We start from the raw sequence: 25668 nt of genomic DNA, 5'->3' as shown, positions 1-25668 counted from the left end.
GAGCTGCTACACAGTTGGGTCAGCGTCGGGTGAGGAGGCCCCGCACCAGCGTCAGGCCCTGGCCCAGGTTGATCGAAGGCAGGTAAGCCCGGGTGATGGCGTTGGCGATCGCGGGCAGGGCAGCCGCGTCAGGGTAGAGCAGGTACATGGGTTCGTAGTCCGGTTTGAATTTCGCCTTGAATGCCAGCAGTGAACGGAAGCCGTAGACCGGTTCCAAGGCTGCGCCGAACCAGTCGAGCATCCGGTCCAGGCCGCCGTTCGCGTCAGAACCGGCAGACGTGTCAGAACCGACAGGCGCGCCAGAACCGCGGGCGGAACCAGAGACGGAACCAGAGACGGAACCGGCCGGGACCCCGCCCGCAGGCGAAGAAGACGGCACCCGGGCCAGCGGCGCCCCGGAAAGACTCATGAACTCGCACCCCTCGTCCTGCAGGCTCAGCGCGGCGGAGGCGATGAGGAAGTCGATGCTCGCACGGAAGCCGTCGCCGCGCCGCCGCATGAAGTCGAGTGTCCAGCCCACCACGTATCCGTTCCGGTACACTGGCAGCCACGACGCCACCGCGTGGACGGTGTGGTCAGCGTCGATGGCCAGCAGGCAGCGGACCTCGGGGTCGTCCAGCTCATCCAGGCTGCCGAGCGTGAAGCCCATCTCCGGGACTTTCTTGTCCGCCACCCACTCCTCGGAAATCGCTTCGATCTGGGCCTGCACGGAGATCGGCGCCCGGGCAAACGTGGTCCACTCGGCGCGGATCCCTGCCTTGGCCGCCCGGTTCAGCGCGGTGCGGATGTCCTGGAATTTCTTGCCGCGGAAGGACACCTCGTCCAGCCGCAGCACGGTCTCCTGCGCCACCTGCACCGAGCCCCACCCCAGCGATCCGGCCACGCCGCGGAGCTCCTCGGACACGAAGTAGAAGCACGGCGTCCACCCGCTGAACCTGCAGTGCCGGGCGAACTCCATGAACGCGGCTTCCTGCTCGGCCCGCGGACCCAGGGGCGGCCCGAGCGCCACAGCCACCCCGCTGAGCACCCGGTACGCGATGAAGCTCGAACCGGAGAACCAGTAGCTGTTCCCGCTCCACGTGGTCATCCAGGAAAGGGAACCGCCGCCCTGCGACTTCAGGATGCGCCGGGCCCGCTCCTCGTCCGCGCTGTTCCGGCCATGGGCCGGACGCAGGAACGTCCCGAGCAGCAGGAACCCGGTCCACGCCCAGAACACGACGCCGATACTTTCGTAAAGGACGACGGCGGCGGTGCTCTCGGGGAAGAACGCCGGTGAGCGGTCCACCAGGAAGCCCAGCGGCAGGAACCTGTCCGGGACGTCGGCCAGAAGCTGAAGCAGCCCAGGCACAGGAGTGAATCCGTCGGCCAGGGCCAGTCCCAAGCCCACGTAAACCAGACTCAGCAGAACCAGGGCAGCCACCACCCGGCGCGCCAGCTGCAGGTACGTTCCGCGGGGCGCACGCACCGGGAACAGGTTCCGGCCTGCCAGCAGGAGCACCGCCAGGAAGACAGGCAGGAGCATCGGCAGCACCAGGCTGAGCGGGTGCGAATAGCCCGACAGCTCGATGCCGCCCACACCCTCGCGGGCGGGCACACCCGGACCAGGCGGCGGCAGCAGGACGCCGGCAATGGTGACGGCGGCCAGCAGGGACAGCGAGGCCTGGATCACCAGAGCACCCGCCCAGGCGAACCGGCGCCCGCGCCGCAGGCCGTCGGCGAACAGGAGCAGCAGGAAGGACGGCAGGATGGCCATGAAGATTCCACCCGCCCCGGCCCGCAACTGCAGCTGTGCGGCCGCACAGTCCCTGAAGTCAGCCGGGCGGGAACAGGACGCCTGCAGCGCCGCGGGGTCTACCGGCTGGATGTTGGTGAACAGGAACTTCAGCACAGAAAGAGGTCCGACGGCGTGCGGTGCCAGTCCCGCGATCACCGGACCGATCGCCGCGACCGTGAGGAGCAGCGCCACTAGAATCCGGGCCTCGTGCCGGGAGACGGCGGGCCTGCCGAAGCGCGGGCGACGGCCCAGCAGCACAGGACCCAGCAGCCCTCCTGCCGCGGCCGCCCCGAGCCGGACGAGGTCCTCGAAGCCTCCGGCATACATCGCAAACAGCAGCAGCACGGCGAGCAGGACAACGCGGATCCGGCGCCGCCACAGGGTGGAGAGGGCGGCGGTCGCAGTCATCGCAGCCGCGCAGGCCAGGGCGCTCGGCCCCAGGAAGAAGTGCCCGCTCAGGTCCCGTATCCAGCTTCCCATCAGGCCCCGGGCCGCGGCGAGGAACCCGAGCGTCGCCACGATCCCCAGCACGTGCCCGGCCAGCGCCGCCGCAGCGAACTTCAGGGATCCGACTCGGCGTTCCAGCGGTAGCCCGGCCAGAAGCACCACGAGCGTGCCCACCACATATCCCGCCAGGTCCCGCTCCCAGAACGCGGAGAGCAGCAGGGCATACCAGTGGTCCGGAACGGAATGTGAGGTGGCCGCGACGTGGGGCAGAAGAAAGGGGCCGGAGCGGAGGCTGGCGGACAGTGCGCCGGCGGCCCAGAAGAGAACGACGAAGGTGAGGGTGGCGGGGGAGCCGCGCAGTACCCGGGCCCAGCCCGCGGGTGTCCGGTAGCCGGAGGGTACTCGTCGTCCCTGGTCCGGCTGCCGCATGGGTGAAGGGCTCCTTTCAAAGGGCTCTTCGATTGTTCCATACACGTTCTGGAACACACCCGCGGCCGCCGTCGCGATCCACGCGCGAAGGGGTGGGTAACGAATTGGGCGGATTACAGCATCACCAAGGGTTCCGCCGTCCGTGCAGCTTGCTCCTGAACCGGGGCCGGCAGCTTGTTGGGGGCGCCGAGGGCGCGGTAGTCCCAGCCGGCGGCGCGGTACGCGTCGGCCAGGGCGAGGTTCCGCCGCACATGGCCTAAGCGAGTGAGTCATGCGAATACAGGACAATTCTTAAGTGCTTCATTCATGGGCCCCACAGCCTGCCGATAATGCCATCCGAAAATTGTCACCGGGTGCCCAGATTAAGACCCGGCGCCCTGAAAAACCAGCAGCGCCAACTAGGAACCCTCCGCCTGGGCGGCGCCCTGTCTGACGCTTCGAAATGAAGTATTGAAGCGTGCCATTTAGAAAAACCTGTGCCCGGGATGCCATTGACGGGTGGGACCGCGGCCCCAGCCCCCTCGCGGGTCCCCCAGCAAAACACGAGGTCAACGCAGGGTTGAGGGTCTGGCCGTGCCGGCCGATGCGGATACCGCCCGGCGACGCGCATATTTCTCTGCGCGCACGGAATTTCAGTCGCGGGAGGAATTTTGCGCCTCGCCCGTGGCGCACTAGGGCGGCGTTTCTGTAGAGGAGATGCTCCTGAGGGGCACTGCGGGGACTGCTCGTGGCTGCATGACTCAACGCTAGGGATAACCCGTCGAAGGATAGGTGCAGGAATAATCCAAGAATTGTGAAAGATTGTGCGCAATTCCCAGAGCGGGGGACAGCGGTACGGGGGTTAGGGGATGGGAGCCCTCTAGGGTTTCAAGGTCTGCCGGGAATCCACGACCGGGAACGGGGAGGCTAAAGGCACGAAATGGTGTGATCCTCTTGCAGACCGGGGATTACTGAACGGGGCCGACGCCACGTTGCGTAAGCGCTTGCGTACGGCAAATCAATGGGGGGCAGCTTGCCCCGGTCCAGTGCGTGCAACGGCTTGCGACCTCGCCCCAAGCCGCCTTAGAACAAGCGGTGGAGAAATTAGCGAACATTTTGTTTGCCTAATTCCGACCGTGGGCTGTAATCTCCCGATTTAGGTTTACCTAACTAAGCACCATCCCTCTCCCCGCATGGCGCCCGTGTATCGCAGCACGGCCGCACCCGCCGGCGGCTTGCCGGCGACCCTGAAAGGCAGCAGCATGTCCCCAGCAGCACCGGCCCCGGCACCGCCCGGCGCACGGCAGTCGAGTCACGAAGCACTCATTCACGAACCGTCCATTCATGAACCTCAGTCCAGCCATGCCCCGGCCGGCCGGAAAAGCCAGCGGCTCCGGTTGGTTATGCTCGGAGCCCTGTGCACGGCGGGGTGGACGGCCTCGCTGCTCGTGGGTCACTTCGTTGACTGCGGCCCGGAGCTGCACCGGATCGGGCTCGCCGTGCACATCCTTGCCCTGGTGCTTTCCTTCGGCACCATCCTGGTTGTCGACTGGCTGGGCCTGCTGTGGCTGCTGGGCAAGATGCAGATGCACGAGTCCGGCAAGCTGGAGGCGGCCGCGAAGCCGCTGATCTGGGGTGGACTGGCCCTGCTGCTGTTTTCGGGTGCCCTGATCGACCCCGACCTGACCAGTCCGGTCACGGTCATCAAGCTCGCCTGTGTCCTGGTGCTCATGCTCAACGGGCTTAGCATCGCCCCCGCCATGCACCAACTGCTGGCCCTGCCTGCACACACCCGCTTCGGGGAACTCGGCCGCAGGCTGCGGCTCCGTCTCATGGTTGCACTCAGCATCTCGCAGGCCTGCTGGTGGACAGCTGTCCTCATCGGCCTGATCAACAGCACGCTGCGCCGCTGGGCCGGGGTCTGAAACCCTGGCCTGCCGAAGCGGGAGGCCAGCCGCTGAAGGCACCGGGTCCGGGGGAGGGCTCCGCCGTTCCCGGTGCCATGCCGGTTGTCGCGCGGCAGTCGAGTGTCCGGCAAGCAAGATTCTCGCGGACCAACCTTGGAAAAACCTTTGGCGTGCCAAAGTCCCGGGGACACCTTGGCGTACGTTCGGGAAGCCTTTCCGCCGGGCCCGGAAAGCATGGGGTACGATCCGGGTCCGGCGACCGGACCAGCCATCTTGCCCTGACAGCTGGCCTGTTCTGAGTAAGGCAAGCGTGTCTCGCAGGCCTTGGGAAAAGGTGGAGGCACCTTGGGGGCCGCAAGCATCCTCCGCGTGGGAGCTACCCGCCCCACACGGAGAACGATCCCGAGTGCCCGGTGATCACGCTTTGGTAGATGACGAAGAGACCAGTGAGCACGCCCAGGGCCAGTGCCGCGAGACGGGCGGGACGGGAACGCTGGAGGGTGGCCAGCGCCGGAATGCGGCTGGCCAGCGGCGTGAAGGTTGCAGCAAGCATCAGCAGAACCAGGAAGAAGAAGACGACGGCGGTCACCTTCAGGATGTCGCCCTGCCGGGCGTGGGCCTGGATGGCGTCCGTGGCGCCCCGGGTTGACTGCAGCTGCTCGCCGGCGGACGCCGTGACCAGCGCCAGCGGGGCAAGGATCAGCGCCAGTGCGCCCAGCGGCCAGGCGAGGTACCGTCGGGTCCGGCCGGCCAGTCCGTAGATAACGGCGCTCAGCCCGGCCAATGGCCCGAAGACGACGACGGCGTGGACCAAAAGAATGTGGGCCGGAAGGCCGCCTATCAGCAACACGGGAATCTCCTTGCAGGTCAGAGAGGCGCGGGCACCTCGAATCTAACATCGGGGGATCCGAAGACCTATGGGGTGCTGCCGCCCCCTTCGACGGCCCTGTTGCCGCCCCGACGGCGGGCGGCATCGTCGCCGCCCCCGTTGCCGGACCGACGGCGGGCGGCAACAGACCGGAGGCCCAGCCCCGCCAGCGCGATGGCCGGCGACAGCACGACTGTGGAAAGTGCCCCTCCGGCGGGGCCAAGGGTTGCCGCCAGGATTTGCCGGCTCATCAGCAGCATCTCCTGCAGGTCGCCTGCCATCGCCCGCGTCCCGAGGACGTAGCTGACAGAGATGAACAGGGCCGGCACCACCCACAGCAGGGCCAGGTCGGCGAACCACACGACGGCCCGCCGCGCAGGACGAAGGCCGCACCACGCGAGGACGCAGCCGACGATGATCGCCGGGATCCACCGCGCCACCGTCGGCACGGCAATGGGGACGTTCGTCTGCCCGACGAAGCCGACAACCCACTCCCCGGCCCATGATGTGAACGGCACCGCCATCAGTCCGGCGCCCAGCGCAACCAGGGCCCGTGATCTCGACGCGAGAAGCAGGAACGCCACGAGGCCCGCAGCGATGCACGCGATGACGCCGGCCAGCAGGCCGGCGAAGTATACCCTCGCCAGCGTTCCGTCCGTCAGGCCGTCGTCGAGCACTGTGAACGACTGGACGGTGGCCGAAAACTGCACCGCAAGAACGCCGGACGCCGCGCACCACGCCACCAGTCGCCGTCGGGCGGGGGACCAGGTGCGCACGGCGAGCCCCGCCATCGCACCGCCAAAGGTGAGAAGAGCCACGAGGGTGGTGAGTTCGTACTGGCTCAGCGGCAGCAGCGAGACCGGCATCTGTTCCGGCAGGACCTGGCTGGCCCACGAGTTCTGCAGCGGCAGCTGCGCCCCTGTGATCAGCCATGGTGCCAGGCCGAGCAGTCCGGCCATGATTCCGAGCAGCCATCCCAGGGCGGCATCCCCGGCAGGCGTTCGCTTCGTTGGCTGGAGGGGGAGTGGCTGTTCCGGAAGGCTCACGGGTGGCTCCTTGCGTGCATGGGCGGCGGGGCGCGCGAAAGAGCGGGCAACTAGATAATACACCGAATGGATTAACGGCTGGGGGTAGAAAATTTTCACAAGTGGAGAGACTTTTAGGAATTTCCCGGGGGGTTCGGACGTTCCTTGGATAACGCCACAGGCGTACCGCGCCAGGGGCGTAAGGGAGAGGACGAGGCGATGAAAAACATCGGCCGATTTGGACCCCGAAACTCCGCTGCGGACGCAACGGCCCCACACCCCTGGAGTCGGTATGTGGCGATGGGAGATTCGTTTACCGAGGGTGTTGGCGACCCCGAGGAACGCTGCGCCGGCGGGCTCCGGGGCTGGGCGGACCGGGTGGCAGAGGAGCTCAGCGCGGGGCGGACGGACTTTGCCTACGCCAATCTGGCCATCCGTGGCCTGCTCTTGGGCCAGATTCTTGACCAGCAGACAGAGCCGGCGCTGGAGCTGAAGCCGGACCTGATAACGCTGTCGGCCGGCGGCAATGACATGGTGTTCCACCGGACCGACCCGGACAAGCTGGCTGCCAGGCTGGAGGCCGGCGTCGAACGGCTCAGTGCCACCGGTGCCACCATCATGCTGTTCGCCGGGCCGGATTGGCGGCGTACGCCTATCCTGGGGCGGAGCCGCTCCCGGATAGCCATCTTCAACGAGAACATCCGGATTGTCGCCGCCGCGCACAACTGCCTGCTGGTGGACCTGTGGACGCTGCCTGGACTCAGGGATCCGCAGATGTGGGACCCGGACCGGTTGCACTTCTCGCCGCTGGGCCACCACACCATTGCCATGCAGGTGCTGGACACTCTGCAGGTAGCGCACTCGCTGCAGCCGCTGGAGCCGAAGTCCCTGCCGCTCAGCAACTGGCGCGACGCCCGGGCCGGGGACATCGCCTGGGCGCGGAACTATTTCCTGCCGTGGGCGTGGCAGCGCATCGCGCCGCAGCGCATTCCGCTGCCACTCGTCCACGACCATCCGGCCCCGAAGCCCCTGCTGCCGAAGCGGCCGGTGTTCGCCCCGGTTTATGCCGTGCGGACCGTGGCGGTGAAGGCCGTAGCTGAGTTCCTGTCGTAGGCGCCCGTACGCCGGGCGCCTTGAGGGAAAGTACGACGGCGGGTGGTGCGGGCGTGTGCCCGGGTCTGGTGTGGTCCATGGTGCACCGGCAGTATGGGTGGATGGCGCAGCACCTGGACCTGCCTCCGCACTTTTACGGCAAGCTGATCGAGACGACCGCCCGCGTTGTTACGTGGAATGTGTGGGGTCTCTATGGTCCGTGGCAGGAACGTGAGGCTGCCATCGTCAGCCCCTTGGCCAACGCCCGGCCTGATCTCCTGGTGCTCGCTGAAGCATGGGCAAAGGGGGAGGACAGCCAATGCGCCAGGTTGGCCGGCCCGCTCGGGTTGCCGCACCACGCCTTCAGCGGCGTAACCGCGCAGGAAGATGAAGCAGCGCTCTCCGGGGTCGCGGTGATGTCCAGGTGGCCCTTCAGTTCCACAGCCAGCCTCACCTTCGGCAGCCTGCGTGCGCAGTATGCCCGGGTCGACGGCCCGCGCGGCCCGGTCCAGGTGTATGGCGTGGTGATGGATGCCTGGTGGTTCGATGAAAGCCAGGCACGTCAGGACGCCGTCCGCGGTCTGTGTGCACATCTGCACGCGTCCCAGGATGATCGGACCCCGCTGGTTGTCTGTGGCGATTTCAACGCAGATCCCGACAGCGACGAAGTGCGCATGATGACAGGCCGGACCGCCACGCCGGCCAGTGGCCTGTCCTTTTACGACGCCTGGGAAGCCGCTGGCCCGGGCGGCCGCGGCAGCACGTGGTCCAACGCCAACCCGTGGGCCACCCAGCTGTTATGGCCGGAACGCCGGATCGACTACATATTCACCGCCGCCCCACGGCGCGGCGGTGCCGGGCACCCTGTGGCTGCGGCTCTGCTGGGCACCGGCCCGGTAGGCGGCACTTACGCATCGGATCACTACGCTGTCCAGGCCGACATCCGTTACTGACACCACCGCGCCCCGCTGGGGGAAGGGTTAGCCGACGGCGGGCGCGAAGGCGATGTTTGAGAACTCGCCTCCGGTGGTGGCCCTGATCCAGTCGATCACGTCCTGCCGGTCGGTGCGGTACGAGAAGTTCGTCCCGTTGCAGTAGCGGTTGTGGTTGAACGAGGTGATGCCGGTGATGGTGTTGGACCCGGCGGTGCCGTAGAACAGCGGTCCGCCGGAGTCAGCGGAGCAGGTGCCCCCGAGGCCCTTGCCGTTGCCGTTGGTCTGGACGTTGTAGCCGTCGGCGCTTGCGCTGGTGAGATTGGTCAGCTTGGACTGGGCCATGAGCCGTTCCCGGAAGGAGGTCTCGCCGGCTGCCGGGCTGGCCGCGGAAATTCCGTAGCCGCTGGCGGTGAACGTGGTGTCCTGCTGGCCGCGCTGGGTGGCCAGTGCGTCCAAGGTTCCCGGCGCGGCCAGCTGGGCGTACTCGTCGAGCATGATCGGCTGGTCCAGGATCACCAGGCCGGCGTCCTTGGTTTCGGGGACTGCGTCCATGCCGGTGTAGCCGTAGTTGTACATCTCGTGGGAGGTGGCGCACTGGGTTCCCAGCGTTCCGTCCGCGCAGGCGCTGGGGTAGCCGGTGTCCGGATCTGTGCCGGTTTCCGGGCTCCAGTCCACGCCGGCGTCCTGCTGGAAGTAGACCCGGGCCGAGGAAACGCCTGCGGTGCAGTGCCCGGCGGTCAGGAATACCGTCGGGGTGAGCAGCGAGCCTGAGCACCTGTGGTGGAACCCGCCGTCGGGACCGTAGAAAACGATGAGCCCAACGAACGGGTGCTCGTTGTCCTTGGCGTAGTCGCCGGTGATTGCACCGGCCGGAACGGCCGTCGTCACGGCCAGCATCGCAGCAACGGCCAGCGCACCGCCTCCGGCGCACAATTTCTTCAAAAAGCGCATACAAGCCCCAGCTTCCAGTTGCACGGGCAGCCGGCAACGCACGTCGGAGTACGCGGCAGGCGCCAAAAGTAAGTCACCGCCTGAAGGAGACGGTGACTCAAGATACCACCCGAAAGCGTCTGTTTTTTCTTGAGTGATTCTTGACCATTTCTCACATCGAGTCCTGAGTTTGCCCGTGCATTGTTCTTTTCAGCAGGAAATCCACTTACAAGATTTGAAGGGTCTCATCATGAAAAACAGCGCACTGATCAAGGGAACCGCCGCCATCGCCGTTGGCGCTGCACTGCTGCTGGGCGGCGGCGGCACCCTGGCCTCCTGGAACGCATCCGATACCCAAACCCCCGGCACCGTCATCGCCGGCGACCTGAACGTCGCGGCTGCTCCGGGCGTATGGAAGGACCGGACCGGCGCCACGATCAACATCAGCACCTACAAGGTTGTCCCCGGCGACAAGCTGACCTACACCCAGGCCCTGACCGTGACCCTGACCGGCGACAAGATGGCAGCCAACATCACCACCTCCGGCACCGGCGCGGCGGACGGGTTCACCGCAGGGAACGTCGTCGTCACCGGCCCCGCCCTCACGATCGGCAGCACCCCGGTTACCAACCCGCTGACCAGCAGCGGCACGGTCACCGCAACCATCACCTTCGAATTCCTGTCCACCACCACGGGCCGTTCAGACGTGACCAAGACCTACAACTTCGGCAACGTCGCCTTCAACTTAAACCAGATCACCCAGCCGGGCCTGTCCTAGTCTGGTACCGGGCGGCGTGCGGCCCTGCGGCCGCACGCCGCACATACCGGACCAAGGACCAGGAGGAGGAACCATGGGCATCCCGCGAAGTATCCGGGCTGCGGCATTGATCGCCGTGGCAGTGCTCCTGGGTCTCCTGGCGGTGCAGGGCAGCTACGCCCTGTGGAACGCCATGGTCTCCACGGCTCCAGGCACAGTCTCTGCCGCATCGTTCACCGTCAACCTCACCGGCACCCCCTCCGGCCAGGCCACCCCCATGACCCTGGCCGGAGGGCAATCAGCCAGCCTGGCACTCAACGCCCAGACTGCCGCGCTTACTCCGGGAACTGCTACTTACGCCGGCGTCCTGGTGGGGAACGCGTCGGATGCGGGCGGAGCGTTCAGCATCAGCGTCACCGCCGAAGGCGCGACGCTAGCCAACGCCGGGGGCGGATCTCTCGCCACCTACCTGACCGTCCACGCCAAAACCGCGGCAGCTACGGCTGACTGCTCGACCGCCACCAACTACAGCCCGCTGACCACTGCAGGCCTGACCTCCGCGGCGGTCCCCAAAGGCGGCAGCACCGTGATGTGCTTCGAAGTCAAGCTCTCGGCCGCCGCCCCCACCGCAGTTAAAGGTCAAGCCGTGAACATCACGATTCCCCTCACCGCGCGCCAGCTCTGAGGGGTGCCCCGCGGCTGCCGCCCTTGATAGTCTGCCGCTCATGGGGGAGAAGGATCACACGCGGGCATCCGGCCGGCAAAACCTTCCGGGCGCGAAGCCGGCCGTGGTGGCCTTCGTCCTGACAGTGCTGCTGGGTATCGGCGCCACCTCCGCCGCCGGCCTGTGGCAGCAATCCGCCACTGCCACCTTGGGGGTCTCCGCTGCCACCGACTGGCCGGCGGCACCCATGAGCGTCCAATGCACAGCCGGCCCGGGCGACTCGGTGACCCTGACAATCCAGAACATCCCCGCTCCGACAGCGGTAACCATTGCCTCGAGGGCATCCGGAGGGACGACCTACGGCTCCGGCGTTCCCGTGTCACCGGCGTCGGCCACCATCGTTGTCAGCGCAGTGTCCTACGGGATTCCCGACAGCGTGGGAAGCGTCAAGAACGGCAAGATTGACCTCCGCGTCAGCGCGACCTACACCGGCGGTCCGGGAACGGCGGAGATTCTGGGTTTGCAGCTCACGGGAAACAACACCAGACTGGCGTGTCAGTAGGACGGTGAGCGTTCGACGGCGGGTGGCTGGCCGCCGTCGTAATTCTCCGGCGCCGGTCCTCCTAGGTGAGCGACTCCAAAAGCACGGTGCAGGCGTCTTCGCAGCGGCGACAGGCCTCGGCGCAGATCCTGCAGTGTTCATGCATTTGCGCGTGCTTTTCGCATTCGGCAGCGCACGCGGCACAGGCGGTCCGGCAGGCTTCCAGCAGGGACCGGGCGATCGCGGAGCTGTCACCGGTCTGGCGGGTCAGGATGGCGCCGGTCGCGGCGCAGATGTCCGCGCAGTCCAGGTCGGTCCGGATGCACCTGGCGAGATCCGCGATCTTCTCTTCGGCCAGGCAGGAATCGGCGCAGGCAGTACAGGTCTGGGCACATTGGAAGCAGGCGGCAATGCACGCGGCCAGCTTCTCCCTGTCCTCCGTGCCGGTGCCGCCGGGATGGGCATTGAGCATCGCGGTGATGTGGTCCGTCATGGTCTGCTCCTGTCGGTGGAATCTGCGCCTGCCGCTTATGACGCCACCCTAGCCCTGCCCGGTTCCGCTGTCTGCCCTCTTCCGGTTCGGGCGGGGATGCGTGAGAAGGTTCGGGCGGGAGCGGCCGGCACCGGCGGCGCATGGCCACCGGTGCCGGCCTGGATGCTGGCTAGAGCGTGGCCAGCAGGTCCTTCATCTCCTGGATTTCCTTCTGCTGTGCCGCGGCGATGGTCTTGGCCAGAGCAACGGCGTCGGCGTTCTGTCCGCCGGTTTCCTCGCCCTTGGCCATCATGATGGCGCCTTGGTGGTGGGCCGTCATCTGGGTCAGGAACAGCTTTGCGGCTTCGGTGCCCTGGGCGGCACCGAGTTTCTTCATGTCGTCGTCACTCATCATGCCGCCCATGACGGCCCCGTGGGTGGACATGTCGTGGCCGCTGGCCGCTTCAGTGGGTTCGTTCCAGCTCCTGAGCCAGCCGGTCATCGTTTCGATTTCCGGACCCTGCGCGGCCTTGATCTTCTGCGCCAGGGCCGTGACCTTCGCCGGGATGTCCTTCTTGGCGAGCATCATGTCGCTCATCTCCACAGCCTGGGCGTGGTGCGGGATCATCATCTGCGCGAACATCGTGTCGGCGGCGTTGTGTTCGGCGGCCGCAGTTGCACTGCCGGACGGGGCAGAGGCGGATGCGGTGGCCGACGCGGAGCCATGGTCCGTGCCGGTTGTGGTGGTGCCGCTGCCGGATCCGCTGCCGCAGCCGGCCAGGGTGATGGCCGCAGCGATGGCGGCGGTGGAAAGGGTCAGAAACTTCTTGTTCATGTAAACCAGGTCCTTCAAACGTTCAATTGGCGCCGGGCGCCGGAAAAAGGGGAGGCGCGCCATAGTCAGGCGCGCGAACCCGCGGGCATTAGCCGCGGCTTTGGTGCTTGCGCCGGATGGTTCCGGCAGGGTCCTGTTTTACGTCCGGCTGATGGACAGTTCACAGGGTGAGGGCGTGTCTGGCCTGTAGGCGCTGCGCCCGCTCACCTGTCCGGCCGGGCCGGCACGGACGAACGCCGCTCCCGCCGCGGCCGTTCCCGGGACCGGTACGGCCAGTGTGTCTGTCTTGCCGGAGGGGGTGCAGGAGACGGTCATCGCCTGGGTGCCGCTGCAGTTCCCGTCCGGGCAGCCGGCCTCAGCCGAAATCTGCTCGCCCGAGGGCGCATGGGCAGCATCTGCGGCGACGCCATGGGCGGCCCCGCCAGCCGGGTGCGAGTGGCCGGCGGATTCCGCAACCGTCAACGCACTGGCCGGGCCGTGCATGGTGTGGTGGCCGTTCATGACGTGCATCCCGAAAATGCCGGTGATGAGGGCGAGCACCAGTGAAAACAGTCCGGCACGGCGCAGGAACACCGAGGCAATGCTGCGGGCTGCACTCATGGCGGTTCCTCCTTCCATGCCGGACCAGTGTGTTTTAAGGCTACCGGGCCGCAGGCGCCGGCTCAGGTTCAACGGACCTGTGCCGGGTTCAGTTTGACCCGGCGCAGCAGCTGGGCGTTGAGGGCGACGACGATCGTGGACACTGACATGAGCACGGCACCGGCCGCGGGGGAGAGCATGACGCCGGCGAAGGCCAGCACCCCCGCTGCCAGCGGCACGGAGATGATGTTGTAGCCCGTGGCCCAGACCAGGTTCTGCCACATCTTGCGGTAGCTGGCGCGGGACAGGTCCACCATGGAGAGCACGGCCCGCGGGTCGTTCCCGGCCAGCACCACGCCCGCTGATTCCATGGCGACGTCGGTTCCGGCACCAATGGCGATGCCGACTTCGGCCCGGGCCAGGGCGGGGGAGTCGTTGACGCCGTCCCCGACCATCGCCACCTTGAAGCCCCGGCTCTGCAGTTCGCTGACCTTTTTGTCCTTGTCGGCCGGCAGGACCTCGGCGAAGACCTCATCGATGTTCAGCTCGTCCGCGACCGCCTGCGCAACCTGCCGGGCGTCGCCGGTGATCATGGCCACCTTGACGCCGCGGTCCTGCAGCGCCGCGACGGCCTGCCGTGATTCGGGCCGGATGGCGTCTTCGAGGCTGACGGCGCCCAGCACCCTGCCGTCGGCCAGGACGTGGAGCACAGCGGCGCCGCGGTCCATCCAGGCCCCGGTGGCCGCGGCCAGCTCAGGGGGTTCGGTGACCGTGAGCTCGCGCAGCAGCGCCGGTCCGCCCACCTGCACCGTCCGGCCGTCCACGCTGGCACCCACGCCCCGGCCTGTCATGGAGCTGAAGTCCGTGGCCTGGGGAACGGGAAGGCCCTGGTTCCTGGCCGCCCGGACGATCGCCCGCGCAACGGGGTGCTCGCTGTCCGCTTCCACCGCCGCGGCCAGGGCCAGCAGCTCCTCCCGGCCCACGCCGTCGGCCGCTGCAATCTCCCGTACCTCGGGCTCACCTTTGGTGAGGGTGCCGGTCTTGTCGAACAGCACGACGCCGACGGTGCGCATGCGCTCCAGCGCCATCCGGTTCTTGATCAGCACGCCGGCGCGGGCTGCCTGCTCGGTGGAGATGGCGATCACCAGCGGGATGGCCAGGCCCAGGGCGTGCGGGCAGGCGATCACCAGGACGGTAACTGTGCGGGTGACCGCCTCCGGGACGCTGCCCAGCAGGGTCCAGGCGATGAAGGTGATGACGCCGGCACCGGCGGCGAAGTAGAAGAGGAACGCCGCCGCCCGGTCGGCAAGCGCCTGGGCCCTTGACGATGAAGCCTGGGCCTCGGCCACCAGCCGCTGGATGCCCGCCAGTGCGGTGTCGTCCCCAACGGCGGTGATGCGGACCCGGACCGTGTTGTCGGTGGCCACGGTGCCGGCGATGACTGTGTCCCCGGGAGCGCGGGGGACCGTTTTGGATTCGCCGGTGATCATCGATTCGTCGAATTCGGCGTGCCCCTCGGTCACGGTGCCGTCCGCGGGCATCCGTGCGCCGGCCCGGACCAGAACGAGGTCCCCGGCCCTGAGCTCGGAGACGCTGACGGTTTCCGTGCCGGCGTCGGTGATCCTCTCGGCCTCATCCGGCAGCAGCGCTGCCAGGGCGTCCAGGGCTCCCTGTGCCGATCCGAGGGCGCGCATCTCGATCCAGTGGCCCAGGAGCATGATGGCCACGAGCAGCGCCAGTTCCCACCAGAAGTCCAGGTCGAAGCCGCCGAGGCCCAGGCTGGTTACCCAGGAGGCGATGAACGCGACGGTGATCGCCATGCCGATCAGCAGCATCATGCCCGGCCGGCGTGCCTTGAGTTCGTTCAGGCCGCCCCTGAGGAACGGCTGGCCGCCGTAGAGGAAGATGACGGTGCCCAGGACAGGTGGGATCCACGCGGATCCAGGGAATTCGGGCGGCATGTAGCCGAGCAGGTGGCTGAACATCGGGCTGAAATACACCACCGGAGCGGACAGGGCCAACGTCAGCCAGAACCGGTTCTTGAACATCGCGGTGCTATGCCCGGCGTGCTGGCCGTGGGTATGCACCACGTGATCGTCGTGGGAGTCATGGCCCGCATGCGGGCCGTCTCCGTCGGCCCGGAACGTGTTCGACGGCGGACCGGCCGGGTTGGCGGTCAGCGGCAGGTTGTGGTGCTTGGTTGATTCACGCATGTCAGTTCCATTCCACAAAGACGGATGGGTGCGCTGGGGTTGAACGGCTGTGACGGGGAGGAAGTCCCCTGGACATACCACTTCACTGACAACACCAAAAATATACCCCCTGGGGGTATATCCGTCAAGGATGGCGTCAGTGATGCATGGTTTCCTGGTCGCGGTGTGCGGCCGGCTCGATCTGGAAGGTGGAGTGTTCGATGCTGACCTCGAAGTGTTCGGCAACGCAGCGCTGCAGGTCGGCCAGGATGGTGGCGGCGTGCCCGTCCTTCATGCAGGTGTCCTGGACTGTGACGTGGGCTGAGAGGACCGGTGTGCCGGAGGCGACGAGGGAGGCGTGCAGGTCATGGACGTCAATGACGTGGGGCAGGGCAAGGATGTGTTCGCGGACCTCGCCCAGGTCCAGGCCCGCGGGTGCGTTTTCCATCAGGACGTTGACGGTGTCACGCAGGAGCTTCAGGGTGCGCGGGATGATCAGCGCGCCGATGAGCAGGGACACGACGGCGTCGGCCCGGGTCCAGCCGGTAAGGGTAATGATGACGGCGGCCGCGATGACGGCGACCGATCCCAGCGCATCGTTCAGGACCTCGAGGAACGCGGCCTTCATGTTGAAGTTGTGGTGCCGGCTGGACGCGAGGACAAGAAGACCGGCGGCGTTGCCAGCCAGGCCGATGACGCCGAACCACAGCATCGTGGATCCGCCGATCTCCGGGGGATCAAAGAGGCGGCGGATGCCTTCGATGATGACGAATCCGCCCACGCCCAGCAGCAGCGCCGCCTGCCCGGCGGCGGCGACGATTTCGGCGCGTTTGTAGCCCCAGGTGCGTTCCAGGGTGGCCGGTTTCAGGGCCAGTGATGCGGCGATCAGGGCGATGAGCAGCCCGGCCGCGTCGGTGAACATGTGGCCGGCGTCGGCCAGCAGCGCCAGGCTCCCGGTCAGGAACGTGCCCACGATCTCTGCCACCATGACCGTGGCGGTGATCGCGAAGACGATGGTCAGTTTTCCGCGCTGGCTGGCGGCGTCGGCGCCGTGGCTGTGGTCGTGTCCGCTCATGGGTTCGGCTCCGAACGGTTGGCTGTCACCGGCAATCCCAGCAGCTGCGGTGCCGGACCGGCAGCGCAGTCCTCGCAGCACCCGGCGGACGGTTCGGGACCGGGTGCGGCCGGGTCGGTATGCCCGGATTCTGCGGCTGTCTGCGGGACGGTGCAGCAGACGTCTCCGCGCCATGCGTTGACGCCTTCCCGGACTGCGACGGCGGCAATCACCAAGGCGGCGCCGGCGTCGGCCCACCACCAGCCCAGTGTGCTGTTCAGGACCAGTCCGAGCAGCAGGACCGCGGACAGGTAGGTGCACAGCAGGGTCTGTTTGGAATCCGCCACTGCAGTTTTGGAGCCGAGTTCACGGCCGGCCCGGCGCTGCAGCCAGGACAGGACAGGCATGATTGCCAGACTCAGGGCGGCGATCACGATCCCCGGGAGCGAGTGCTGGGCCTCGCCGGCGCCGGCCAGTGACCGGACGGCATCGACCGTCACAAACGCGGCCAGGGCGAAGAACGAAACAGCGATGATCCGCAGCGTCAGGTGCTCGCGCCGTTCCGGGTCCCTGGCGGAGAACTGCCAGGACAGGGCCAGGGCCGAGGCGACCTCGATGACGGAATCCAGGCCGAACCCGATCAGGGCGGATGAATCCGCGACGCCCCCGGCCCACAGGGCAGCGGCAGCCTCAACCACGTTGTAGGTGATCGTCGCCGCGGCGAAGAGCCTGATGCGACGGGTCAGAACGGCCCGTCGTGCCGGCGCGGGGGACAGTTGTACCGTGCTCACGCCAGGCACTCCCCGTCGGGGGCGCAGCAGGCGGGATCAACGGCCAGCACCACGCCGATCAGGTCGCGGATGGCATGGCCCAGCCGGGCGTCGGCGAGTTCGTACCGGGTCCGCCTGCCGTCCGGAACGGCCACCACCAGTCCGCAGCCGCGCAGGCACGTCAGGTGGTTGGACATGCTCTGCCGCGATACCGCTAGGGAATCGGCAAGCTCGGACGGATAGGCGGGAGCGCCCGCCAGGGCGAGCAGGATCCTGGCACGGGTCGGGTCCGAGACGGCATATCCGAACCGGGCCAGCACGGGCGCATGTGTGAGGGTTTCCATGGCCCCAAAGTACATCGCTGAATGTATTCAGACAATTGTGCAGGGGCAAACGTCGACTCCTTGACCACCACATAGATGAGTGTGAATATTTACATGTGTCTATGTCTTTGGAACTGACCCCCGTTCAAACGGTGGCGTGCTGTTCGCCGCTGACCCGGGAACCGCTCTCTGCATCCGAAGCCGAGGGCATCGCCCCGCTGCTGAAGGCCCTGGCTGATCCGGTGCGGCTGCGGCTGATGTCCCTCGTTGCTTCCCATGAAGGCGGCGAGGCCTGTGTCTGTGATCTGAACGACGCGTTCGAGCTGTCGCAGCCGACGATCAGCCATCACCTGAAGCTGCTCCATGAGGTGGGGCTGCTGGAGCGTGAGAAGCGGGGTGTGTGGGTGTATTACCGGGCGCGCACCGAGGCGCTGGAGAACCTGGCTGCCCTGATCGGGGGACAGGCGAAATGACCGGGCTGATGAGGCGGACCGGTGCGGAGTTCGCCGGCACGGCGTTCCTGGTCATGGCCGTCGTCGGCTCCGGCGTGATGGCTTCCCGGCTTTCGCCGAACGACGTCGGGCTGCAGCTTTTGCAGAACAGCCTCGCCACTGGTGCCGCCCTGGTGGCGCTGATCGTGGCCCTGCAGCCGGTCTCGGCATCGTTCAATCCGGTGGTGACCCTGGTGGAGCGTGCCCTGGGCATGATCGACACGAGGGCTGCCCTGGCCCTGATCGGGGCGCAGTTCCTCGGCGGCCTGGCCGGGACGGTGCTGGCGAACCTGATGTTCGACGTCGGCCCCGTCACCTTCTCCGGCCACGAACGCTCCGGCGCCGGACTCTGGCTGGGTGAAATCGTGGCCACGGCAGGGCTGCTCCTCGTTGTGTTCGGCACGGTCCGCTCCGGCAGGGCGGACCGGGTGGCGGTTGCCGTCGGCGGCTACATCACTGCCGCATACTGGTTCACGAGCTCCACCAGCTTCGCCAATCCCGCCGTGACAGTCGCCAGGACCATCACCGACACGTTCGCCGGGATCGCGCCGGCCTCCGCACCCGGCTTCATCCTGGCCCAGCTCCTCGGCGGCGCCGCGGGGTTCGTCCTGGTCCGCCTTCTTTACCCGACACTAGTCCCAGCCACAGCCATGCCTGCCGCGGAAGCGGCCAACCGAAAGGTGCTCTCATGACCGGGAAGCCCTCCGTCCTGTTCGTCTGTGTCCACAACGCCGGCCGCTCCCAGATGGCCGCCGCGTTCCTGACCACGCTCTCCAATGGGGAAATCGAAGTCCGCTCCGCCGGGTCCCAGCCGGCTGACAAGGTAAATCCGTCTGCCGTCGAGGCCATGGCCGAGGTGGGCATCGACATGTCGGCCGAGATCCCGAAGGTCCTCACCACCGAGGCCGTGAAGGAATCCGACGTCGTGATCACCATGGGCTGCGGCGACGAATGCCCCTACTTCCCCGGCAAACGCTACGAGGACTGGGTCCTGGAGGATCCGGCCGGCAAGGGCGTGGACTCCGTCCGGCCCATCCGCGACGAGATCAAGACCCGGGTCGAGGCCCTGATCGCCTCCCTGATCCCGGCGTCTGCATAGGCGAACCCAGCAGGGAAGGGGGTGAGCTGAATGAAGAACGGCTGCTGCGGCGACTCCGGTTGCTGCGACGACGACCAGGACTGCTGCTAGTCCGCACCGGGCACCTGCCGGCCCCGCCCCGGCCGGCAGGACCCACCAAACTCAACCGCACCGCCACTACGGCTGCATGGAACGCATGCGTCTGGTCCGGGACGACATCGGGGCCCGGGTCCAAAAGCTCTACACGGAGCTCACCGGGGGCTGAAAAAGGCGAACCCCCGCTCTATCCCCGGACCCCCGCAGGCCATAAGCTCCGAGCATGTCATCAGTCATCGTCTGCAGCGGCCCCCACGACGGCCACGTTTCGCCCATGCTCGGCGTGGCCCGACAGCTGATTGACCGCGGTCACCGGGTCCGCTTCCTCACCGGTCCGGGCTACGAAAAAGCCGTACGGGCCATCGGGGCCGAATTCCTGCCGCTGGGTCCGGGCGCCGAGGAGCCGCCGAAGTCCACCGACGCCACCGGTCTCCAGGCCATCCGCGACGGAATGCGGGCGCTGGTGATCGATCCTGCCCGGGGCCAGTACCTGCCGCTGGCCGCGGCCATAGAGGCGGAGCGGACGGATGCCGTGCTGGCGGAAATCAGCTTCATGGCAGCGGCCATACTGGTCCGGCAACCCCTGGGGAGCCGGCCGCCGGTCATCGCCTGTGGAATCCTGCCCCTGACCCTCTCCAGCCGGGACTGCGCACCCTTCGGGCTCGGGCTCCTGCCCGGAAGCGGTCCGCTGTCACGGCTGCGGAACAGGGCCCTGAACTGGTTCGTGGCCGACGTGGCGCTCAAGGACACGCAACGGCAGGTCGACGAACGGATGCGTGCGCTGGGTGGAGTGGAGCCCGATGGTTCGTTTTTCCTCGACTGGATGCGCAACGCTGATTTCTTCGCCCAGTTCACGGTGGAGGAGTTCGAGTACCCGCGCTCGGATGCGCCGGACAACCTGCGCTTCTTCGGGCCCATGTCCCGGCATGCCGCCTCCGCCTCGGTGACACCCATGCCGGACTGGTGGGGCGAGCTGGACGGCTCCCGCCCGGTGGTTTACGTGACGCAGGGGACCGTCTCCAACGCGGACTTCACCGCGCTGGTGGGCCCCACGCTCGAGGGCCTTGCGGAGGAGGACGTCACCGTCGTCGTCAGCACCGGCCGCCGCCCGCTGTCAGCCCTTCCGCCGCTCCCGGCCAATGCCCGGGCCGCCGAGTTCCTGCCGGACGCGGAACTCCTGCCGAAGGTCGCCGTCTACATCACCAACGGCGGCTACGGCGGCCTCCACTACGCCATGGAAAACGGTGTGCCCATCGTGGTCGCGGGGGATACCGAGGACAAACCGGAAGGGGCAGCCCGGGTGGCCTGGGCCGGCGTCGGAATCAATCTCAAAACGGGCCGGCCCAAGCCGGATGCCATCCGCGACGCCGTGCGAAAGGTGCTGGGCGACGGCCGGTACCGGGCCGGGAGCCAGCGGATCGGCGCGGCGATTGCCGCCTCCCCGGGCGTGGACGGGCTTATCGACGAGATGGAAGCGATGTTGCGGAAGGCGTGAACGGCATGGATACTCCAGGAGACCCGACGGGCAGCCACGCGCTGAAGCACCTCCAGCATCCGCGCTTCGCCCGCGCCTACGCGCGTGCGGTCGGGCAGATGAACCGCCGCGGCGCCACCGAAAACCGCCGCCGCATGCTGGCCGGCCTGCACGGGACGGTCATCGAGATCGGCGCAGGGGACGGATCGGCCTTCGCGCTTTACCCGACGGCCGTCACCCACGTTCTGGCACTGGAGCCCGACGACTACCTCAGAGGCCTTGCGGTCGAGCGCGCCGCCACGGCCGCCGTGCCCGTGACGGTGCGGCCTGCTGCAGCGGAGCGCATCCCGGCCGACGACGGCAGCGTGGATGCGGTCGTCGCCAGCCTCGTGCTGTGCAGCGTCGCGGACCAGGCTGCCGCGCTCGCGGAAATCCGGCGCGTCCTGCGCCCCGGCGGGACCCTGGCCTACTACGAGCACGTCCGCTCTGAGCGCCCTGTCAGTACGGCGGCACTCCGCTTTGGCGGGTCAGGCCAGGTTTTCCTTGAGCAGCGCGCGGTGTTCGACGGCGGCCGCCTGGTGGAGCTTCCGGCCCGCCGCCGTGAGTTCGAGGTACAGCGAACGGCGGTCGTCGGCGCAGGACTGGCGGGTCAGCAGCCCGGCCTTCTCCAGCCGGTCCACCACCTTGGAGACGGCGCTCTGGCTCATGGGGGTCCGCTCGCCGAGTTCCTTCATCCGGCACGATGACTTGCTGTTCTCCGCCACGAGGTCCAGGATCTCGAACTCGTTCAGGCCGATGTCGAATTTGGCCTCCAGGGCCCGGTCGAGGGCACAGGAAGTGCGGAAGTATGCGTCCTGGATGCTGCGCCATTGCTCAACCAGCAGGCGGTCCGTCGTCGAAGCCATGCACTGATTTTAGCCGACCGGCGAACTCAAGTCCACGTCATAATATTCCGCGTCATATTCCTTGTCATTGAATGACGCGTCATATAGATTTTGGGACATGACATCACCTACGACCCTCGAACGAACTGCCGGCCCCATTGCCACGGCCGTCCGCTGGAGCCGGGCCCAGTGGCTCCTGCTGATGGTTGTCTGCACCGTCCTGGCCCTCGACGGGCTGGACGTGTCCATGGTGGGCGTTGCCCTGCCGTCCATCGGGCACGAACTGAACCTTGGCACGGACGCCCTGCAGTGGATCGTCTCCGCCTACGTCCTCGGCTACGGCAGCCTGCTGCTCCTGGGCGGCCGGCTCGCGGACCTCCTGGGCCGCCGCCGGATCTTCCTCATTGCCCTCTCCGTCTTCGCGGCTGCTTCCCTGCTGGGCGGACTCGTGGATGACCCCGCCATCCTCATCGCCACCCGGTTCGTGAAGGGCCTCGCGGCCGCGTTCACCGCGCCCACGGGCTTCTCCATCATCACCACCAACTTCGCCGAGGGCCGCGAGCGGAACAAGGCCCTCTCCATCTTCACCACGTTCGGCGCCAGCGGCTTCTCCCTGGGGCTCGTCGTCGGCGGCCTCATGACCAGCCTGAGCTGGCGCTGGACGTTCCTGGTCTCCGTGCCGATCGCCGTCCTGGTGGTCATCCTGGGCAACCGCTTCATCCCGCGCGATACGCCCGACGCCACGGACAGCGGCCACGACATCTGGGGCGCCGTCACCCTCGCGCTGGGCATGCTGGGACTCGTTTACACGCTGGTGTCCGCCCCGGAACAGGGCTGGGGATCTGTGGCAACAATCGCCGGATTCATCATCTCTGCCGCGGTGCTGGCCGCCTTCGCCGTCATCGAGAACAAGGTCAGGCACCCGCTCATCCGTTTTGGCATCCTGCGCGAGGGCTGGGTGGCGCGGGCCAACCTCAGCGCGGTGGGGCTGTTCGGCTCCTACCTCAGCTTCCAGTTCATCGTGACGCTTTTCCTGCAGTCCGCCCTGGGCTGGAGCCCGCTGGCGATGGCCCTTGCCCTGCTGCCCACCGGACTGATCGTCGCCACCAGCGCGCCGTTCGCCGACCGCCTCATCAACGTGTTCGGTGCCACCCGGCTGATCCTGGCCGGACTGGCAGCCATGGGCCTTGGCTACGTCCTGTTCCTCCGGGTGGGCACCACGCCCAACTACGCCCTGGACATCCTGCCGTCGATCATCCTGCTGGGCATCGGCTTTGCCCTGGCCTTCCCGTCCATCAACGTCCAGGCCACCGCGGGCATCAGGGATTCCGAGCAGGGTCTGGCCGCCGGACTCATCCAGACCAGCACCCAGGTGGGGGCCGCCCTGGTCCTGGCGGTCACCACTGCCATGGTCAGCGGCGGGCAGTCCGACGGCGGCGCCGTCCCCAGCGCCGCCGCCATGCTTGAGCAGTACCGGCCGGGCCTGGTGCTGAGTGCCGCTGTCGCCATCGCCGCGCTGCTGGTTGCGGCTGTGCCGGCCCGACGGCGGACGGTCGCCTTGGCTGCCTAACTCAGTTTGCAGCGAAGCGGTGCCCCGTCCATGAGAGGGGGCACCGCTTCGCTGCAGCTGATCTGCTGTGAAACTATCCGATGAGGGTGGTGATGAGCCGGATGGAAGAGGCCACGATGGCGACCATGCCAATAATTCCAAACAGGTTCTGCCACCATTTGTTTCGCAGGTCGCCCATCACCGCCGTCTTGTTGCTCATGATGAACAGCAGGACCCCGAGCAAAGGGGCGATGAGCACGGTCAGGGATTGAGCGATGACGATCAGGCCGACCGGTGACGCCTGGAACGAGAGGGTGACGACGAGTCCGAAGGCGAGGATGACGCCGGTAACGATGCGGGCGGCGGGTGAGCCTGCATTCGCGCCCCGGCCCATGGCATCGGAGAACATGGTGCCGCCTGCTGTGGCGTTGGCGATCATCGAAGAGAACGCGGCACCGGAAAGGCCCAGGGCGAAGAGCATGGACCCCACCGGGCCGGCGAGCGGCTCGAAGATGGATGCCAGGGCCCCGATGGACGCAGCGTCTCCGCCCGTTTTGCCAAGGACCGCGGCGGCAACGAGGATGACGAGGGCCGTCATGATGCCGGGGGCGACAATGCCGGGGATCGTGTCGACAAGCGTGATGTCCCGGTAGTCAGCGCGAGTGCGCTTGTTTTCCTTAATGCCATAGGACGTGTAGAACGCGGCGTTGATGGAGAAGTTTGTTCCTACCAGGGCGACGATGAGGATTTCGCTGCCCGCCGGCAAAGAGGGTACGGCCCCTTCGAGGGCGCGATACCAGTCCGGTTGGGCGACGACAGCGCTGGCGACGAACGCGACGGCCATGAGGCCGACGATGACCAGGAGTGCCTTCTCGATGATGCCGTAGACGTTGCGGAAGGCGAGGACGAAGGCGACGGCGGCTGTGCAGGCAACGGTCCAGAGGACAGGTGATCCGCCGAAGACCAGGGAGAGGCCAAGCCCGGAGCCGACGGCGTTGCCTACGGAGAACATCAGTGTGATGCCAAAGACGCCGACTCCGGCCAGCACGCCCACTGGCCTGCCCAGGTGTTCCTTGATTGAGGTGATCAGGGAAGTCGGTGTGGCTATGCCGAGCCGGACGCTCATGTCGGTGAAGAAGATCATGAGGATGGTGGAGACCGCAATGACCCACACAAGGGTGTAGTCGTAGCGGCTGCCGGCCTGCACGGCGGTGGTGAGGTTGCCCGGGCCGAACTGCCAGGCTCCCACCACGAAGGCGGGGCCCATGAGGGCAAGGTAGCCAAGAAACGTCCGGCGTCTTCCCGTCGTTGCCGGCGAGGGGTCTACGTGCGGGGCGGCCATCTGGGATTCCCTCTGTGCGGGATGTGTAATGGTCCTATTGTGCTCGCTCATGGCGAGTCCTCCTTCTACAGCGGCACTGCTGGGGGTCGTCGTTGACCGGGTGGAGATAGAAAGCCTGGGTACGGGTGGCGGGCGTCAGGTCCGCCACCCGTAAGAATCCAAAGGGATCAGACGGTAGCGGTAACGCTTCCAAGGTTGGCGAACTGCAGGGCTGCGGCGATTTCCGCGCCGGCACCTTCGGCGAGGGGCAGCAGCGGCGGGCGGACCGTGGCGTGCTCCAGGATGCCGCGGGCCACGAGGCCTTCCTTGAGGGCGACGGTGCCTTCCATGTGCGAGCCGCGGTGGTACACGTTCTTGGTGACGGGCAGGAGCCGGTCGTGGATGGCGCGTGCCGCCGCGTAGTCCTTGGCCTTGCCGGCCGCGATCAGTTCCACCAGCGGTTCCGGGGCGAGTCCGCCGTAGCCCACCAGGGCGCCGTCGACGTCGAACATGGTGTGCAGCAGGTACTCGTCGTGGCAGGTCAGGATCTGCAGGTCCGGGTAGGTTTCGCGGAGCACCGGGATTTCGGTGTCCCAGCGCTTCATGTTGCGGACGCCGTTCTTGGTGGCGAACACGCCTTCCTGGCCGGCGATTTCCAGTTGGGTCTCCAGATCATAAGTCGCCTTCGTGGCATCCGGGTACTGGAACAGGATCAGCGGCAGGCCGGACGTCTGGTAGATCTCCTTGTATCGGGTCTGCGGGGCACCCTTCTGGTACCCGAACCGGAGCCAGCCATGGGACGGGTACACCAGACCTGCGGACGCGCCGGCTTCAACAGCCCGCTTGGCCTCGAGTGCAGCCACAGTGTTTCCCTCGCCGGTGATGCCGGCAATGATCGGGATCTCGCCGTTGACGGCGTTCTTGAACTCGCGAATCACGAGCGCCTGCTCATCCTGGGTCAGGAAGGTGCCTTCACCGGCGTGGCCGAGCACAACCAGGCCTTTGACTCCCTCAACGCTGGCCAGCCAGCCGCCCAGACGGTGGATTGCGTCGACGTCGACGCTGCCGTCGCGGTTGAACGGAGTGACGGGGGCGGGGACCAGCCCGCGGAGATCGATGGTCATTTCACTACCTCATGTCTTCTTTGATGGTCGGCAGTCCCGCATTTGTGGGAACGTTTGCGGGAACGTTTTCATTCTGCA

Annotated in this window: 26 protein-coding genes and 1 pseudogene; 12 read left to right on the top strand and 15 right to left on the bottom strand. The window is 67.1% G+C overall.

Features of this window, described 5'->3' with window-relative positions; all coding sequences use genetic code 11:
- Positions 1 to 19 precede the first annotated feature (19 nt).
- On the bottom strand, positions 20 to 2650 hold the full coding sequence (locus tag QF036_RS20460) for a bifunctional lysylphosphatidylglycerol flippase/synthetase MprF (RefSeq protein ID WP_307104836.1): 2631 nt from the start codon (positions 2648 to 2650) through the stop codon (positions 20 to 22).
- A gap of 113 nt (positions 2651 to 2763) precedes the next feature.
- A complete protein-coding gene (locus QF036_RS20455; RefSeq protein ID WP_307104835.1) occupies positions 2764 to 2901 on the bottom strand; it encodes a hypothetical protein in 138 nt (45 codons plus the stop codon).
- A 990-nt stretch (positions 2902 to 3891) separates the two neighbouring features.
- Between QF036_RS20455 and QF036_RS20450 the strand changes: the two genes are divergently transcribed.
- Positions 3892 to 4554: a hypothetical protein gene (locus QF036_RS20450; protein ID WP_307104834.1), complete on the top strand. Its 663-nt coding sequence runs from the start codon at positions 3892 to 3894 to the stop codon at positions 4552 to 4554.
- A gap of 358 nt (positions 4555 to 4912) precedes the next feature.
- Here the strand turns inward: QF036_RS20450 and QF036_RS20445 are convergent, their stop codons facing one another.
- On the bottom strand, positions 4913 to 5386 hold the full coding sequence (locus QF036_RS20445; protein WP_307104833.1) for a hypothetical protein: 474 nt from the start codon (positions 5384 to 5386) through the stop codon (positions 4913 to 4915).
- A 65-nt stretch (positions 5387 to 5451) separates the two neighbouring features.
- Entirely contained in the window at positions 5452 to 6450 is a 999-nt protein-coding gene (locus QF036_RS20440; protein ID WP_307104831.1) for a hypothetical protein, read from the bottom strand.
- 279 nt (positions 6451 to 6729) lie between these two features.
- Between QF036_RS20440 and QF036_RS20435 the strand changes: the two genes are divergently transcribed.
- Both QF036_RS20435 and QF036_RS20430 read left to right on the top strand, forming a co-directional pair.
- Positions 6730 to 7542 carry an SGNH/GDSL hydrolase family protein gene (locus QF036_RS20435; protein ID WP_373460308.1) on the top strand — a complete coding sequence of 271 codons (813 nt, stop codon included), beginning with the start codon at positions 6730 to 6732 and terminating at the stop codon, positions 7540 to 7542.
- Between the two features lie 101 nt (positions 7543 to 7643).
- The gene (locus tag QF036_RS20430; RefSeq protein ID WP_307104827.1) at positions 7644 to 8474 is read left to right on the top strand and encodes an endonuclease/exonuclease/phosphatase family protein; all 831 of its coding nucleotides are present in this window, start codon (positions 7644 to 7646) and stop codon (positions 8472 to 8474) included.
- Between the two features lie 27 nt (positions 8475 to 8501).
- Here the strand turns inward: QF036_RS20430 and QF036_RS20425 are convergent, their stop codons facing one another.
- Positions 8502 to 9407 carry a trypsin-like serine protease gene (locus tag QF036_RS20425; protein ID WP_307104825.1) on the bottom strand — a complete coding sequence of 302 codons (906 nt, stop codon included), beginning with the start codon at positions 9405 to 9407 and terminating at the stop codon, positions 8502 to 8504.
- Between the two features lie 229 nt (positions 9408 to 9636).
- Between QF036_RS20425 and QF036_RS20420 the strand changes: the two genes are divergently transcribed.
- The 3 genes from QF036_RS20420 to QF036_RS20410 all read left to right on the top strand — a co-directional run bounded on the left by QF036_RS20420 (position 9637) and on the right by QF036_RS20410 (position 11369).
- Entirely contained in the window at positions 9637 to 10164 is a 528-nt protein-coding gene (locus QF036_RS20420; protein ID WP_307104823.1) for an alternate-type signal peptide domain-containing protein, read from the top strand.
- A 73-nt stretch (positions 10165 to 10237) separates the two neighbouring features.
- Complete coding sequence (locus tag QF036_RS20415; protein WP_307104821.1) at positions 10238 to 10828, top strand: hypothetical protein; 591 nt, start codon at positions 10238 to 10240, stop codon at positions 10826 to 10828.
- 40 nt (positions 10829 to 10868) lie between these two features.
- Positions 10869 to 11369, top strand: coding sequence for a hypothetical protein (locus QF036_RS20410; RefSeq protein ID WP_307104819.1), 501 nt, complete (start codon positions 10869 to 10871; stop codon positions 11367 to 11369).
- A 61-nt stretch (positions 11370 to 11430) separates the two neighbouring features.
- On the opposite strand, the gene QF036_RS20405 is transcribed toward QF036_RS20410, so the two are convergent.
- The 7 genes from QF036_RS20405 to QF036_RS20375 all read right to left on the bottom strand — a co-directional run bounded on the left by QF036_RS20405 (position 11431) and on the right by QF036_RS20375 (position 17594).
- Positions 11431 to 11841: a four-helix bundle copper-binding protein gene (locus QF036_RS20405; RefSeq protein ID WP_307104818.1), complete on the bottom strand. Its 411-nt coding sequence runs from the start codon at positions 11839 to 11841 to the stop codon at positions 11431 to 11433.
- A 169-nt stretch (positions 11842 to 12010) separates the two neighbouring features.
- Entirely contained in the window at positions 12011 to 12655 is a 645-nt protein-coding gene (locus QF036_RS20400) for a DUF305 domain-containing protein (RefSeq protein WP_307104816.1), read from the bottom strand.
- Positions 12656 to 12793: 138 nt separating this feature from the next.
- A complete protein-coding gene (locus tag QF036_RS20395) occupies positions 12794 to 13255 on the bottom strand; it encodes a hypothetical protein (RefSeq protein WP_307104814.1) in 462 nt (153 codons plus the stop codon).
- Positions 13256 to 13323: 68 nt separating this feature from the next.
- Positions 13324 to 15447, bottom strand: a complete 2124-nt coding sequence (locus QF036_RS20390; protein WP_307104812.1) for a heavy metal translocating P-type ATPase — start codon at positions 15445 to 15447, stop codon at positions 13324 to 13326.
- A 136-nt stretch (positions 15448 to 15583) separates the two neighbouring features.
- Positions 15584 to 16501, bottom strand: a complete 918-nt coding sequence (locus QF036_RS20385; protein ID WP_307104811.1) for a cation diffusion facilitator family transporter — start codon at positions 16499 to 16501, stop codon at positions 15584 to 15586.
- Complete coding sequence (locus tag QF036_RS20380; RefSeq protein ID WP_373460207.1) at positions 16498 to 17271, bottom strand: cation diffusion facilitator family transporter; 774 nt, start codon at positions 17269 to 17271, stop codon at positions 16498 to 16500. Before QF036_RS20380 ends, QF036_RS20385 begins: the two co-directional genes overlap by 4 nt.
- Positions 17268 to 17594 (bottom strand): ArsR/SmtB family transcription factor, encoded by a 327-nt coding sequence (locus QF036_RS20375; protein WP_307104808.1) that lies wholly within the window; start codon positions 17592 to 17594, stop codon positions 17268 to 17270. Before QF036_RS20375 ends, QF036_RS20380 begins: the two co-directional genes overlap by 4 nt.
- Positions 17595 to 17695: 101 nt before the next feature.
- Between QF036_RS20375 and QF036_RS20370 the strand changes: the two genes are divergently transcribed.
- The 5 genes from QF036_RS20370 (at position 17696) to QF036_RS20350 (ending at position 21458) form a co-directional block, all read left to right on the top strand.
- Positions 17696 to 18046, top strand: a complete 351-nt coding sequence (locus QF036_RS20370) for an ArsR/SmtB family transcription factor (protein WP_307104806.1) — start codon at positions 17696 to 17698, stop codon at positions 18044 to 18046.
- A complete protein-coding gene (locus QF036_RS20365) occupies positions 18043 to 18756 on the top strand; it encodes an aquaporin (RefSeq protein WP_307104805.1) in 714 nt (237 codons plus the stop codon). The genes QF036_RS20370 and QF036_RS20365 overlap by 4 nt, the downstream gene beginning before the upstream one ends.
- Entirely contained in the window at positions 18753 to 19163 is a 411-nt protein-coding gene (locus QF036_RS20360; RefSeq protein WP_307104803.1) for an arsenate reductase ArsC, read from the top strand. Before QF036_RS20365 ends, QF036_RS20360 begins: the two co-directional genes overlap by 4 nt.
- Positions 19164 to 19461: 298 nt before the next feature.
- The gene (locus tag QF036_RS20355; protein WP_307104801.1) at positions 19462 to 20733 is read left to right on the top strand and encodes a glycosyltransferase; all 1272 of its coding nucleotides are present in this window, start codon (positions 19462 to 19464) and stop codon (positions 20731 to 20733) included.
- 5 nt (positions 20734 to 20738) lie between these two features.
- Positions 20739 to 21458: a class I SAM-dependent methyltransferase gene (locus tag QF036_RS20350; protein WP_307104799.1), complete on the top strand. Its 720-nt coding sequence runs from the start codon at positions 20739 to 20741 to the stop codon at positions 21456 to 21458.
- On the opposite strand, the pseudogene QF036_RS20345 reads toward QF036_RS20350, so the two are convergent.
- A pseudogene (locus QF036_RS20345) lies at positions 21348 to 21617 on the bottom strand (MarR family winged helix-turn-helix transcriptional regulator); the annotation flags it as partial. The gene QF036_RS20350 and the pseudogene QF036_RS20345 overlap by 111 nt on opposite strands.
- A 97-nt stretch (positions 21618 to 21714) precedes the next feature.
- On the opposite strand from QF036_RS20345, the gene QF036_RS20340 reads away from it, so the two are divergent.
- Positions 21715 to 23166 (top strand): MFS transporter, encoded by a 1452-nt coding sequence (locus tag QF036_RS20340; RefSeq protein ID WP_307104797.1) that lies wholly within the window; start codon positions 21715 to 21717, stop codon positions 23164 to 23166.
- A gap of 73 nt (positions 23167 to 23239) precedes the next feature.
- On the opposite strand, the gene QF036_RS20335 is transcribed toward QF036_RS20340, so the two are convergent.
- Both QF036_RS20335 and QF036_RS20330 read right to left on the bottom strand, forming a co-directional pair.
- Complete coding sequence (locus QF036_RS20335) at positions 23240 to 24538, bottom strand: Nramp family divalent metal transporter (RefSeq protein ID WP_307104796.1); 1299 nt, start codon at positions 24536 to 24538, stop codon at positions 23240 to 23242.
- A 116-nt stretch (positions 24539 to 24654) separates the two neighbouring features.
- Positions 24655 to 25590 (bottom strand): dihydrodipicolinate synthase family protein, encoded by a 936-nt coding sequence (locus tag QF036_RS20330; protein ID WP_307104794.1) that lies wholly within the window; start codon positions 25588 to 25590, stop codon positions 24655 to 24657.
- Positions 25591 to 25668 lie beyond the last annotated feature (78 nt).

Source organism: Arthrobacter globiformis (assembly GCF_030817195.1).
In the GTDB taxonomy this organism is placed as follows: domain Bacteria; phylum Actinomycetota; class Actinomycetes; order Actinomycetales; family Micrococcaceae; genus Arthrobacter; species Arthrobacter globiformis_D.
The sequence above is the reverse complement of the archived record's forward strand: the minus strand, read 5'-3'. Positions and strand labels throughout refer to the sequence as shown.